We start from the raw sequence: 13,496 nt of genomic DNA, 5'->3' as shown, positions 1-13,496 counted from the left end.
GCTTGTCTCGATGCTATCCATAATCAGTCGGCACCGGCCAGCACCGGTCGCCCGGCCTGCCGCCGGCGCGACGGCTCGGAACGATGGAGATGGACGGCGAGCGTGTCCCACGGCGGCGTGATGGAAAGTTGGGAAAGGATGCGTCCGACCTCACCGCGGTGATAACCGCCATGCAAGATCACATGACCAAGCATCTCTTCGCGCGACATGCAGCCCTTGTCGCCGTCGGTGAAGACGAAGGCTAGCCGCTCGTCCAGCGACGCCGGCGAGACGCCCGCGACATAATCGACATACCAGTGGTCCGAAGCCGCGACGGCTGCGCGCAGTTCCTGCAGCGTCGGCGTCTCCTCGCTCGCATCCGACATATAGCCATGACGGGCATCGGTGAGATGGGCGGCGAAGATGCGGGCCACGACATGTGAATGGTCGATCAGTTTCGCCGCTTTCGCCAATTCGGTCCGATACCGTTCCGGATCGAGTTCACCGAGCTTGTCGAACAAGTCTTCATTCGCCCAGGCCTGATAGCCGAACAGAGTCCGCAGCAACCCGCTCATGACGAGGTTCCTTTCGCTTGCAGTGGAATGTGAGTAACGTGTTCATATTCCGCCGGGAGCCGCGTTTTTGTCTACTCGCATTGCCAAATCGCGCGCGGTCATGCGCAAGGCGCCACGGCAGGCACGCTCACGGGTGACGGTCGAGGCGATCGTCGAAGCCGGTGCTCGCATTCTGAGCGAACATGGCTGGGCCGAGTTCACGACCAACAAGGTTGCCGAGGCGGCCGGCGTCAGCGTCGGTTCGCTGTACCAGTATTTTCCGGACAAGCTTTCGCTGATCGAGGCCATAAGGCGGCGGCATCTCGATGACTGCCTCGCAATCATGCGGCGCTCGGGCGAGGGCCAAAAATCGGTCGAGCGTTTCGTCGACGATCTCGTGCGTGACATGTTTGCGGCGCACAGCCTCAATCCCGGGCTGCACCGGGTGCTGCTCGACGAAGCGCCGAGTTTCGACGCGACCCGCGATCCGCACAGTGCATTCGAGGCGGAGTATATCGGCCACTACGCCGCGGCGGTGGAGGCCTACCGGGCGAGCGCTGAAGGCGCGAGCAACCGGGTCATGGCCATGATCCTTTCGGATGTCATGGACGGCGTGATCCACAATGCGGCGCGACGCGGCATGCTGGGCTCGGTGGAGCTGAAGCAGGAGCTGGTGCGGCTGCTGTGCACCTATCTGGCTGCTTCGGACCGCTGAAACCGGCCGGCAAGCCGGAAACGGTTCTTGAAACGCAATCTCCCCGGCATCGCGCGCGATGCCGGGGAGCAATCCTGTCCTCGATCCGGCGAGGAAATCAGGCCCTGGCGGCGCGGATCGAGCTTTCGAGGATGTCGAGCGCCTCGGTCATCACATTGTCCTGGATGGTGATTGGCGCCAGGAAGCGGATGACGTTGCCATAGACACCGCAGGTGAGCAGGATCAGGCCCTTGTCCAGCGCCTTCAGCCGGACATTGTTGGCGAACTCCGCCGACGGCATCTTGGTCCTCACGTCGTTGAACTCGACGGCGTTCATGAAGCCGGGGCCACGAATGTCGATGATCTCCGGCACGTCGTCGCGCAGTGCTTCCAGCCGCTGCTTCAGGCGCGAACCCAGTGCATTGGCGCGATCGTTCAGCTTCTCTTCCTCGATCACGTCCAGCACCGCATTGGCGGCGGCGACGCCGAGCGGATTGCCGGCATAGGTACCGCCGAGACCGCCGGGGTTCGGCGAATCCATCAGTTCGGCGCGGCCGGTGACGGCCGAAAGCGGGAAGCCGCCGGCCAGGCTCTTGGCCATGGTGGTGAGGTCGGGGGCAGCGTCATGATGCTCCATGGCGAACATCTTGCCGGTGCGGGCAAAGCCAGTCTGCACCTCGTCGGCGATGAGCAGGATGCCGTGCTGGTCGCAGATCTTGCGCAGCGCCGAGACGAAGTCGCGCGGCGCCTCGTAGAAACCGCCCTCGCCCTGCACGGGTTCGACGATAATGGCGGCGACGCGGGCCGGGTCGACATCGGCCTTGAACAGCTTGTCGAGCGCGGCCAGCGAATCGGCCACCGTTACGCCATGCAGCGCGACCGGGAACGGCACGTGGAAGACGTCGCCAGGCATCGCGCCGAAGCCGGCCTTGTAGGGCTGCACCTTGCCGGTCAGTGCCATGCCCATGAAGGTACGACCGTGGAAGGCGCCGGTGAAGGCGATCACGGCCTGGCGGCCGGTGGCGTGGCGGGCGATCTTGACGGCGTTCTCGACGGCTTCGGCGCCGGTGGTGGCGAAGATCGTCTTCTTGTCGAACTTGCCCGGCAGCAGGCCGTTCAGGCGCTCGGCCAGCCGCACATAGTTCTCATAGGGCACGACCTGGTGGCAGGTGTGGGTGAAATGGTCGAGCTGCGCCTTCACCGCCTCGATCACCTTGGGGTGACGGTGGCCGGTGTTGACCACGGCGATGCCGGAGGCGAAATCGATGTAGCGGCGGCCCTCGACGTCCCAGATTTCGGAATTCTCGGCACGCTCGGCATAGATCTGCGTGGTCATGCCGACGCCGCGCGAAATGGCGGCGTTCTTGCGGGCGGAAATGGTCGCGTTGCTCATCGTGCTTTTCTCCTCAAGGGCCTTGCCCTCACAACCGGTTCTGTCGCCTAGCCTTCTGGCTTTATTTCGTGCCCAGCTCAAGCCGACAGCTTGGCCCAAGCCGTTGGGCCTGCGCAAGCCGCAACCGCACGATTCGACCTCGCCGATCGGTACGGAATCAATGACCTATTTCAAATTCCGAGCAGCACGATATCCTGCCTGATAGTGGTATTGCGTCACATCAAGGTGACGACCGGTCCCGGGGGTGCCTTGACCATGAAAACACGACGATCGGTCCCGTCGAGATTCAAGGCGGCACGCCTCTCGTTCCAATTGCGTCCCGTCACCGCCGTCCTCGCCATAGCCACGCTCGCCGCTCTCGTTTCCGGCTGCCAGCGCAAGGACGCGGCGGCGGCGCCGAAGCTGCCGGTGCTGGTCGGTACCCAGCAGGCCGAAATCACCGATTATGCCGACAGCGTCTCGCTGACCGGCGTGATCACCGCGCGCACGCTGAACAACCTTTCCTTCCGCGTCGGCGGCCGCGTGGCCGAGCGGCTGGTCGAGGTCGGCCAGCATGTCGACACGGACCAGGTGCTGGCCCGCATCGACCCGCAGGAGCAGGAATCGGACCTCAGGACCGCACAGGCCAACCTTGATGCCGCGCAGGCACAGTCCACCCAGGCCGCCGCCGCGTTCGACCGCCAGAAGGCCCTACTTTCGCAAGGCTTCACGACCCGGCGCGACTATGACCAGGCCGACCAGGCGCTGAAGGTGGCGCAGGGCAGCGTCGAGGCGGCCGGCAGCGCGCTGGCCAACGCCAAGGAAAATCTCTCCTTCACCGAACTGCGCGCCGGTGCGCCCGGCATCATCACGGCCAGACAGGTCGAGGCCGGACAGGTGGTGCAGGCGGCGCAGACCGTCTTCACCGTGGCCGAGGACGGCGACCGCGACGCGGTCTTCAACGTTCAGGAAACGCTGGTCGCCGGCGTGCATGGCTCGACGCCGCCGCCGGTCGCGGTGGCGCTGCTGGCCGACCCCAAGGTGACGGCGCAAGGCACGGTGCGCGAGATCGCGCCGGTGGTCGACCCGGCCTCCGGCTCGGTGCGCGTCAAGGTGGCCCTTCCCGCCACTCCGGCGGCCATGCCGCTGGGGGCAGCGGTCGTCGGCAGCGTCACCGGCAAGCACGGCAAGGCCGTGGTGCTGCCCTGGCAGGCGCTTACCTCCGCCAACGGCAAGCCCGCGGTGTGGGTCGTCGACCCGGCCAGCAAGGCTGTCGCGATCGCGCCGGTCGCCGTGATGGGCTACGACACCGCGTCGGTCGCCATCGCCGACGGGCTGACGGCCGGCCAGACGGTCGTCACCTCCGGCGGGCAGCTGCTCAGCCCAGGCCTTGTGGTCGAGACCACGGAGGCCAAGCCATGACCCGTGCCCTGCTGATTGCCGCCATGCCGATTGCTGCCCTGCTTTCCGGCTGTTCGCAGGAAAGTGGCGACAAGGCCGCCGAAATCGTGCGGCCGGTGCTGTCGGTGACGGTGCAGCCGCGCGCTACCGAAACCTATGGCTTCGCCGGCACGGTCGAGCCGCGTTACAGCGCCGCCCTCTCCTTCCGCCTGCTCGGCCGCATCGTCGCCCGCGACGTCAATGTCGGCGACACGGTGACCAAGGGCACGACGCTGGCCGCGCTCGACCCGACGGCGCTCGATCTCGCCGTTCAGGCGGCGAAAGCCGAATTGTCCAACGCCGAGGCGCAGGCCGCCAACGCCGACGCCAGCGAGCAACGCATCGGCCAGTTGCTGGCCTCGAAGAACGTCTCGCAGGCCGTCTATGACAGCGCCCGTCAGGCGCAGCAATCGGCCGGCGCCAATCTGGAGCGCGCCAAGGCCGCGCTCGCCAAATCCGAGGAACAGCTCGGCTATGCTCGTCTGTTTTCCGATTTCGACGGCGTGGTGACGGCGGTCGGCGCCGAGGTCGGCCAGACCGTTTCGCCCGGGCAGATGGTGGTGACGGTGGCGCGCGCCGACACCCGCGAAGCCGTGGTGGACATCCCCGACTGGCTGACCGGCGACCTGACGGAACAGGCGCCGTTCGCGGTGTCGCTGCAATCGCTGCCCTCGATCAAGACTGAGGGCCGGCTGCGCGAGATGGCACCGCAATCCGACGAAACCACACGTACGCGCCGCGTGCGGCTATCACTGATCGATCCGCCTTCCGCCTTCCGCCTCGGTTCTACGGTGACAGTGACCCGTTCGACCTCGGTCAAGCCGGCAATCGAGTTGCCGCTTTCGGCGCTGCTGGAACAGGACGGCAAGACGCAGGTCTGGATCGTCGACGAAAAGACAGCGACGGTCGCCACGCATGACGTGCAGGTCGCCGCCCGCAGCGGCACCACTTTCACCGTGGCGAGCGGGCTGGATGCCGGTGCCCGCGTCGTCACGGCCGGCGTCCACAGCCTGACGCCCGGCCAGAAGATCAAGCTACCGTAGGAGCGGCCGCGTGAAGGGTTTCAACCTGTCCGACTGGGCACTCGAGCACCGCTCGCTGGTCTGGTATTTCATGCTGGTCTTCATCGTGGCCGGCGTCTACGCCTATATCAATCTCGGCCGCGAGGAAGACCCCTCCTTCACCATCAAGACGATGCTGATCCAGGCCAACTGGCCGGGCGCCTCCGTGGACGAGCAGGCCAAGCAGGTCACCGACCGCATCGAGAAGAAGCTCGAGGAACTCGACAAGCTCGATTTTACCCGCTCGGTGACAACGGCGGGCCGCACCATCGTCTTCGTCAATTTGAAAGACAACACCAAGGCGCGCGACGTGGTGCCGACCTGGCTGCAGGTCCGCAACATGATCGAGGACATCAAGCCGCAATTCCCGCAAGGCGTACAGGGCCCGTTCTACAACGACCGGTTCGGTGACGTGTACGGCAACATCTACGCCTTCACCGCCGACGGCCTGACGCCCCGCCAGCTGCGCGACTATGTCGAGAACGTGCGCGCCGAAGTGCTGACCGTGCCCAATGCCGGCAAGGTCGACTTGATCGGCGCGCGCGACGAGGCGATCTATCTCGAATTCTCGACGCGCCAGATCGCCGCGCTCGGCCTCAACCAGCAGCAGATCATCGCCTCGCTGCAGGCGCAGAATGCCATCGCGCCCTCCGGCGTCATCCAGTCGGGACCGGAGCAGGTCAGCGTGCGCGTCACCGGCCAGTTCGCCTCCGAAGACAGCCTTCGCGCCATCAATCTCAGGGTCAACAACCGTTTCTTCAGGTTGAGCGACGTCGCCACCATCACGCGCGGCTACACCGATCCGCCCGCCTCGCTGTTCCGCTTTAACGGCCAGGACGCCATCGGACTTGCCGTCGGCATGAAACCCAACGCCAACCTGTTGGAATTCGGCAAGGCGCTGGACCACAAGATGGAGGAGGTGAAGGGCGAACTGCCGGTTGGCGTCGGCGTGCATCTTGTCGCCGACCAGCCGCTCATCGTTGAGGAAGCGGTATCCGGTTTCACGCGGGCGCTGTTCGAGGCGGTGGCCATCGTGCTTGCGGTTTCCTTCATCAGCCTTGGCCTGCGTGCCGGTTTCGTCGTGGCGCTGTCGATCCCGCTGGTGCTGGCCATCACCTTCCTGTTCATGACCTATCTCGGCATCTCGCTGCAGCGCGTGTCGCTGGGCGCGCTGATCATCGCGCTCGGCCTTTTGGTGGACGACGCCATGATCGCGGTGGAGATGATGGTGGCGCGGCTGGAGGTGGGCGACCCGCTCAAGAAAGCGGCCACCTATGTCTACACATCAACCGCCTTCCCCATGCTCACCGGCACGCTGGTGACGGTGGCCGGCTTCATCCCCATCGGCCTCAATTCGAGCGCGGCCGGTGAGTACACCTTCACGCTGTTCGTGGTCATCGCGGTTTCGCTGCTGGTGTCGTGGGTCGTGGCGGTGCTGTTCGCGCCGCTGCTCGGCGTCACCTTCCTGCCGGCGACGATGAAGAAACACCACGACCAGCCCGGTCGCTTCACGGCGCTGTTCCGGCGCACCCTGGTGCTTTCGGTGCGGCGCTACTGGCTGACCATCATCGCGACCGTACTGCTCTTCCTGACCTCGCTCGCCGGGCTCACCTTGGTGCAGCAGCAATTCTTCCCGGCCTCCGACCGGCCGGAGCTGATCGTCGACTGGAACCTGCCGCAGAACAGCTCGATCGCCGAGACGCGCGAACAGATGGAGCGGTTCGAGAAGCTGGCATTGGTCGGCAATCCCGACATCGCCCATTGGAGCTCCTATGTCGGGCAGAGCGCGGTGCGCTTCGTGCTGGCCTATGACGTGCAGCCGTCCAACCCGTATTTCGGTCAGACCGTCATCGTCACCAAGGGTGTCGAGGAGCGCAACCGCGTGCACGCTGCCATCGACAAGCTGCTGCGCGAGCAGTTCGTCGGCACCGACACTTTCGTCAAGACGCTGGAGCTCGGGCCTCCGGTCGGACGGCCGGTGCAATACCGGGTGAGCGGCCCAGACGTGCAGAAGGTGCGCGACCTGGCGCAGGATCTGGCCGGCCGCATTTCGACCAATCCGAAGCTTGCCGCGCCGACCTTCGACTGGAACGAGCCGGAGCGTGTGCTGAAGGTGGACGTGCTGCAGGACAAGGCGCGCCAGCTCGGCATCACCTCGCAGGACATCGCCTCGGCACTCAACAGCGTCGTCGGCGGCGTCACCATCACGCAGGTCCGCGATTCCACCTATCTGGTCAATGTGGTGGTGCGCTCGCGCGAGGCGGAGAGGAGTTCGCTGGAGACACTGAAGAACATGCAGTTGCCGACGGGCACCGGCGAATCCATCCCGCTCGCGGCGGTCGCCAATTTTGACACCGCGCTGGAGCAGCCGACGATCTGGCGCCGGCATCGCATCCCGACCCTGACCGTGCGGGCCGGGCTGGTCGGCAGTGCGCTGCCCGATACCGTCGTCAACGAGCTCAAGCCGACGGTCGATGCCTTCATCGCCAAGCTGCCGCAAGGATATAGCGTCGCCACCGGCGGCTCGGTCGAGGAAAGCGCCAAGAGCCAGGGACCGATCGCCGCCGTCGTGCCGCTGATGCTGTTCGTCATGGCCACGATCCTGATGATCCAGCTGCAGAGCTTCCAGCGCTTGTTCCTGGTGGTGGCGGTGGCGCCGCTGGGCCTGATCGGCGTGGTGGTGGCGCTGCTGTCGTCTAACTCGCCGATGGGCTTCGTCGCGTTGCTCGGCGTCTTGGCCCTGATCGGCATCCTGATCCGCAATTCGGTGATCCTGATCGTGCAGATCGAGGACCTCGTCGCCGGGGGCAAGGATCGCTGGCTGGCGGTGATCGAGGCCAGCGAGCACCGAATGCGGCCGATCGCGCTGACGGCGGCGGCCGCCTCGCTGGCGCTGATCCCGATCGCGCGCGAAGTGTTCTGGGGGCCGATGGCCTATGCCATGATGGGCGGCATCATCGCCGGCACGGCGATCACGCTCCTGTTCCTGCCGGCGCTCTACGTCGCCTGGTTCCGGCTGAAGGAACCGAAGGCAGCGGAGGCGGCGGCAAGCTAGTTACCCTCCCCTTGTCGGGGAGGGTAAGGGTCCGTCTCAGCCCGCCCTGACGAAGCCTTCCGAGGCCTTGAGCAGGCGGCGCGTGTAGTCCTGGGTGACCTGGGCCGAGACGAGGTCGGCGGCGGTGAGCTGTTCGACCGCCTCGCCATTCTGCATGACCATGAGGCGCTGGCACATGTGGTTGATGACGGCGAGGTCGTGCGAAACCATGAGGAAGGTCAGCTTGCGGTCCTTGCGCACCTGTTCCAGCAGGTTCAACACCTCGGCCTGCACCGAGGCGTCGAGCGCCGAGGTCGGTTCGTCGAGCAACAGGATCGAGGGTTCGAGGATCAGGGCGCGGGCGATCGCCACGCGCTGGCGCTGGCCGCCGGACAGCTGGTGCGAATAACGGAAGCGGAAACCGGAACCGAGGCCGACCTCGTCGAGCGCGCGCTGGATGCGCCTTTCGCCGTCGCCGATGCCATGGATGGCAAGCGGCTCCTGCAAAAGGCGATCGACGGTCTGGCGCGGGTGCAGCGAGCCGTAGGGGTCCTGGAACACCATCTGCACCTGGCGATAGAAATCACGGTCGCGGCGGCGGCCGAGCGTCTTGCCGTTGACGGTGATGCGGCCGGAAGCCACCGGCGCCAGGCCGGCGATGGCACGCAGCAGCGTCGACTTGCCCGAACCGGATTCGCCGACCAGCCCGAAGGATTCGCCGGGCTGAACCTCGACGCTGACACCTTTCAGCGCGCGGAAATGGTCGAACACGACCTCGACCTTGTCGATGGAGAGTGCCGCCGTCATGCCGCCCACTCCGCCTTGCGCGCCAGCACCGGCAGCGGGTGCCGATCAGCGCCGATCTTGGGCATGCAGTCGAGCAGGCCACGTGTATAGGGATGCTGCGCGCGGGCCAGTTCCGAGGCCGGCAATTGCTCGACCACCTTGCCGGCATACATGACCACGACGCGGTCGCAGAAGGAGGAGACCAGGCGCAGATCGTGCGAGATGAAGATCAGTCCCATGCCGCGCTCCGCCACCAGCCGGTCGAGGATGCCGAGCACTTCGAGCTGCACGGTGACGTCCAGGGCCGAAGTCGGCTCGTCGGCGATCATCAGCTCCGGCCCGGCGACCAGCATCATGGCGATCATGGCGCGCTGGCCCATGCCGCCCGACACTTCGTGCGGGTGCAGGTCGAAGACGCGTTTGGGATCGCGGATCTGCACGGCCGCCAGCATGTCGAGCGCGCGTTCGCGCGCCTCGGCCTTGGAGACCTTCTCATGCGTGCGCAGCGTCTCGACGATCTGCCGGCCGATGGTCATCACCGGGTCGAGCGAATATTTGGGGTCCTGCAGGATCATGGCGACGCGCCGGCCACGCAACGCCCGCCGCTCGCGCTGGGGCAACGACAGAAGATCGATGCCGTCGAACTCCATCCTGCCGGCCGTCACCTCGGCGCGGGGATCGGTCAGCCCCATGATGGCGCGGCCGGTCTGCGACTTGCCCGAGCCGGATTCGCCGACAATGCCCAGCCGCTCGCGCCCCAGCGAGAACGAAACGCCGCGCACCGCCTCGATGACGCCGGTGCGGGTGGGAAAACGGACCTTCAGGTCCTCGACGTGAAGAAGCGCGCTCATTGGCCCGAACTCCTTGGATCGAGCGCATCGCGCAGGCCGTCACCCAGGAGATTGAAGCCGAGGCTGACGATGAGGATGGCCATGCCGGGCATCGCCGCCACCCACCACTGGTCGAGAATGAAACGACGTCCCGACGCGATCATCGAACCCCATTCCGGCAAGGGCGGCTGTGCACCGAGGCCGAGGAAGCCAAGGCCGGCAGCGATGATGATGATGCCGGCCATGTCGAGCGTGACACGCACGATCAGCGAGGAGATGCACATCGGCATGACATGGCGCAGCACGATGCGGAAGGGCGAGGCGCCCATGATCTCGACCGCCTTGATGTAATCGGAGTTGCGCACGGTGAGCGTCTCGGCGCGGGCAATGCGTGCATAAGGCGGCCAGGAGGTGATGGCGATCGCGATGATCGCGTGTTCGATGCCTGGCCCGAGTGCCGCCACGAAAGCCAGCGCCAGGATCAGCTTCGGGAAGGCCAGGAAGATGTCGGTGATGCGCATCAGGATGGCATCGGTCCAGCCGCCGGCATAACCGGCCACCGTACCGACCAGGAGGCCGATGGGTGCGGCGATCAGCGCGACGAGCACGATGACGTAGAGTGTCACCCGCGAGCCGTAGATGATGCGCGAGAGGATGTCGCGGCCCTGTTCGTCCGTGCCCATCCAATGGGCGGCGCCGGGCGGCTGCAGTGCTGAGCGCAGGTCACCGATGACCGGCGAATAAGGCGCAAGCACGCCGGCGAGGATCGCGACCAGCACCAGCGCCAGGATGATCAGCAGTCCGATCATCGCCAGGCCGTTGCCGGAAAAACGCCGCCAGGTCATGTAGGCGCGGCCGAGCCGCGCCTGTGAACGCGAGGCCGGCCGCTCCGATTGCAGCCATTCGCGCCAGCTCATTGCCGCAGTGTCCGACACATTCATGTCCGCGTCCTCGGGTCGAGCAGCTGGTAGAGCAGATCGGAAAGAAGATTGAGGCCGATGAAGACCGCGCCGATCATGATGGTGGCGCCCAGCACAGCGTTCATGTCGGCGTTCTGCAGCGAATTGGTCAAATAAAGGCCGATGCCGGGCCAGGAGAACACCGTCTCGGTCAGCACCGAGCCCTCGAGCAATGTGGCGTAGGACAAGGCGATGACGGTGACCAGCGGCACCGCGGAATTGCGCAAGGCATGCCCCCAGATGATGCGCGCTTCCGACAGGCCCTTGGCGCGGGCGGCGACGACATATTCCTGCGAGAGCTCGTTCAGCATGAACGACCGCGTCATGCGGCTGATATAGGCCATGGAAACATAGCCGAGCAGCGAAGCCGGCAGGATGATGTGGGAGAAGATGTCCTTGAATGCCGACCAGTCGCGCTGGATTATGGCGTCGAGCAGATAGAGCCCGGTGACGGGCGTGAAGGTGTATTCATAGGCGATGCCGATGCGGCCCGGCCCTTCGACCCAGCCGAGCCGGGCATAGAAGACCAGCAGACCGAGCAGGCCCAACCAGAAAATCGGCATCGAATAGCCGATGAGGCCGACGACCCGCACCGCCTGGTCGATGAAGGAGCCGCGCTTGACGGCGGCGAGCACGCCGAGCGGAATGCCGAACGCCACGCCGATCACCGTGCCGACCGTCGCCAGTTCCAGCGTGGCCGGGAAAACGCGGCGGATGTCCTGCATGACCGGATAGGTCGACAGGATGGAAGTGCCGAAATCGCCGGTCAGCGCCTTCTTCAGATAGAGGAGAAACTGCTGCCAGACCGGCAGGTCGAAACCATATTGCTGGCGCGCCGCGGCGACGACGCTGGCCGGCGCGCGATCGCCGACGATCGCCAGGACGGGATCGATGGGCATGACGCGGCCGATGAAGAAGGTAACCGCGATCAGCCCGAGGAAGGTGACCGCGGCGACGAAGACGAAGCGCAGGAGCGCGAGCAGAAGCGCGGAGGCGTTTTTACGCCTCCGCGCCGGCTCATGAGACTGGACGAGCGACAAGGAACCGGGTGCTCCGGGGTGTTACTTGGTGACCGGGGCCAGGAAGTTGGTGTCGAAGGTCGGCCCCAGCTTCAGGCCCTGGACGTTCTTGCGCAGTCCGGCAACCTCGGTCTGCTGCCAGATGAAGTTGAACGGGCCCTGTTCGCGGATCTTGGTCTGCAGATCCTCGTACATCTTGATACGCTTGTCGGTGTCGCGTTCCAGGAGCGCGGCCGCCGATTCCTTCTGGATTTCCGCTGGCACGTTCCAGGCATTGCGCCAGGCCAGCGTCTTGTTCTTCGAATCGTCGGCGTTGTTGGGATTGGTGGCGAAGGTTTCCGAGTTGGAATTCGGATCCCAATAGTCGACGCCCCACTGCAGGATGGCCATGTCGTGCTGGCGCGCGCGATAGCGGGTCAACAGCTGCTTGAAGTCTTCCGGTACGAGCTCGATCTTGATGCCGGCCTGGGCCGCCGTCTGCTGAATCGATTCGGCGACACCGGATTCCGGCTGGCCGCTGCGCGTGTCCAGAGTGATGGTGAAACCGTCCTTCAGCCCGGCCTTGGCCAACAGCTCCTTCGCCTTGGCAACGTCCAGCTTATAATGCTTCTCGTCCACGGCACCCAGGATACCCTTGGGCAGGAAGTCCTGGTGGACGACGCCGATGCCGTTGAGCAGCGTGTCGCCGAGCGCATCGTAGTCGATCAGATATTTGAAGGCCTCGCGCACCTCGGGCTTGGAGAGGTTCGGGTTCTTCTGGTTGAGGCTGACGTAGTAGACCGTGCTCTTCGGCTTCGAGATGGTGGCGAGATCGGCATTCTTGCCGACCGAGCTGTAGTCGCCCGGCTGCAAATTGCGCGCCACGTCAATGTCGCCTTTCTCCAGCAGCAGGCGCTGGGCGGCGCTCTCCTTCACGTGGCGATAGATGACACGCGCCATATGGGCCTTGGTGCCGTAATAATTGTCGTTGCGCTCCAGCACCACGACCTCGTTGGCGCGCCATTCGCGCGTCTTGAACGGGCCGGAACCGGCATAGCCGGTCTTCATCCAGGCATTGCCGAAATCGTTGTCGAACTTGTATTCGGCGGTCGGCGTCGCGGCAGCCACATGTTCCTTGACCAGCTTGCTGTCGACCACCGCCGCCACCGTGGCGGTCAGGCAGTTGAGCACGAAGCTCGGCGCATAGCCCTTGTCGACGGTGAAGACAAAGGTCGAGGCGTCGGTCGCCTTGGCCTTTTCAGCGACGTTGTCGCCGGTGAGGCCGAACTGCTGGATGATGAAGGCCGGGCTCTTGTTCAGCTTGACGGCGCGCTCGAACGACCAGGCGACGTCTGCGGCCGAGATCGGGTTGCCGGAAGCGAATTTCAGGCCCGGCTTCAGCTTGAAGGTGTAGGTGAGGCCGTCATCCGAAACGGTCCAGCTTTCGGCGATGCCGCCGACCACCTTGGTGGTGTCGTTGACGTCGAGCCGGACCAGCATGTCGTAGGTGTTGCCGGTGATTTCGCCTGTGGAAAGCTCGAAGGCTTCGGCGGGATCAAGCGAGATGATGTCGTCGATCGCCCAGGCCTGGACCAGCGTGTCGGGCGGCGTGTCTGCCCATGCGGGCGCTCCGGCGAAGACGAGTGCGGAAAGGGCGGCGCCAGCCAGCAGGCCGCGCGAACGCAGAGCAATGGTTTGCATCATCATCGGAATATCCTTGTTTTCGTCGCCCCTGGTTCCCCGTTCGGGACGCGACGTCGTTGCGCCGGAAAGGCTCGTTATTTGTTGA

General features: G+C 65.2%; 11 protein-coding genes. 4 read left to right on the top strand and 7 right to left on the bottom strand.

Annotation, left to right across the window (positions count from 1 at the left end; translation table 11 throughout):
- Positions 1-23: 23 nt before the first annotated feature.
- Entirely contained in the window at positions 24-554 is a 531-nt protein-coding gene (locus QFZ88_RS15030; RefSeq protein WP_024924307.1) for a DinB family protein, read from the bottom strand.
- A gap of 67 nt (positions 555-621) precedes the next feature.
- Here QFZ88_RS15030 and QFZ88_RS15025 point away from each other — a divergent pair, with 67 nt between their 5' ends.
- Entirely contained in the window at positions 622-1,248 is a 627-nt protein-coding gene (locus QFZ88_RS15025; protein ID WP_307418159.1) for a TetR/AcrR family transcriptional regulator, read from the top strand.
- A 97-nt stretch (positions 1,249-1,345) separates the two neighbouring features.
- On the opposite strand, the gene QFZ88_RS15020 is transcribed toward QFZ88_RS15025, so the two are convergent.
- Entirely contained in the window at positions 1,346-2,620 is a 1,275-nt protein-coding gene (locus tag QFZ88_RS15020) for a 4-aminobutyrate--2-oxoglutarate transaminase (RefSeq protein WP_024924309.1), read from the bottom strand.
- A 255-nt stretch (positions 2,621-2,875) separates the two neighbouring features.
- On the opposite strand from QFZ88_RS15020, the gene QFZ88_RS15015 reads away from it, so the two are divergent.
- The 3 genes from QFZ88_RS15015 to QFZ88_RS15005 are packed head-to-tail and all read left to right on the top strand — an operon-like array spanning position 2,876 to position 8,155.
- Positions 2,876-4,021 (top strand): efflux RND transporter periplasmic adaptor subunit, encoded by a 1,146-nt coding sequence (locus QFZ88_RS15015; protein WP_081766880.1) that lies wholly within the window; start codon positions 2,876-2,878, stop codon positions 4,019-4,021.
- A complete protein-coding gene (locus QFZ88_RS15010) occupies positions 4,018-5,082 on the top strand; it encodes an efflux RND transporter periplasmic adaptor subunit (RefSeq protein ID WP_024924311.1) in 1,065 nt (354 codons plus the stop codon). The genes QFZ88_RS15015 and QFZ88_RS15010 overlap by 4 nt, the downstream gene beginning before the upstream one ends.
- A 10-nt stretch (positions 5,083-5,092) precedes the next feature.
- Complete coding sequence (locus QFZ88_RS15005; protein WP_024924312.1) at positions 5,093-8,155, top strand: efflux RND transporter permease subunit; 3,063 nt, start codon at positions 5,093-5,095, stop codon at positions 8,153-8,155.
- 36 nt (positions 8,156-8,191) lie between these two features.
- On the opposite strand, the gene QFZ88_RS15000 is transcribed toward QFZ88_RS15005, so the two are convergent.
- The 5 genes from QFZ88_RS15000 to QFZ88_RS14980 all read right to left on the bottom strand — a co-directional run bounded on the left by QFZ88_RS15000 (position 8,192) and on the right by QFZ88_RS14980 (position 13,414).
- Positions 8,192-8,941, bottom strand: coding sequence for an ABC transporter ATP-binding protein (locus tag QFZ88_RS15000; protein WP_024924313.1), 750 nt, complete (start codon positions 8,939-8,941; stop codon positions 8,192-8,194).
- Complete coding sequence (locus QFZ88_RS14995) at positions 8,938-9,771, bottom strand: ABC transporter ATP-binding protein (RefSeq protein WP_024924314.1); 834 nt, start codon at positions 9,769-9,771, stop codon at positions 8,938-8,940. Before QFZ88_RS14995 ends, QFZ88_RS15000 begins: the two co-directional genes overlap by 4 nt.
- Positions 9,768-10,691, bottom strand: a complete 924-nt coding sequence (gene nikC / locus QFZ88_RS14990) for a nickel transporter permease (protein ID WP_024924315.1) — start codon at positions 10,689-10,691, stop codon at positions 9,768-9,770. Before nikC ends, QFZ88_RS14995 begins: the two co-directional genes overlap by 4 nt.
- Complete coding sequence (locus tag QFZ88_RS14985; RefSeq protein WP_373426406.1) at positions 10,688-11,692, bottom strand: ABC transporter permease; 1,005 nt, start codon at positions 11,690-11,692, stop codon at positions 10,688-10,690. The genes nikC and QFZ88_RS14985 overlap by 4 nt, the downstream gene beginning before the upstream one ends.
- Positions 11,693-11,770: 78 nt before the next feature.
- Positions 11,771-13,414, bottom strand: coding sequence for an ABC transporter substrate-binding protein (locus QFZ88_RS14980; protein WP_024924317.1), 1,644 nt, complete (start codon positions 13,412-13,414; stop codon positions 11,771-11,773).
- Between the last annotated feature and the right edge of the window lie 82 nt (positions 13,415-13,496).

The organism is Mesorhizobium sp. YL-MeA3-2017, assembly GCF_030814575.1.
Taxonomy (GTDB): Bacteria; Pseudomonadota; Alphaproteobacteria; order Rhizobiales; family Rhizobiaceae; genus Mesorhizobium; species Mesorhizobium terrae.
The sequence above is the reverse complement of the archived record's forward strand: the minus strand, read 5'-3'. Positions and strand labels throughout refer to the sequence as shown.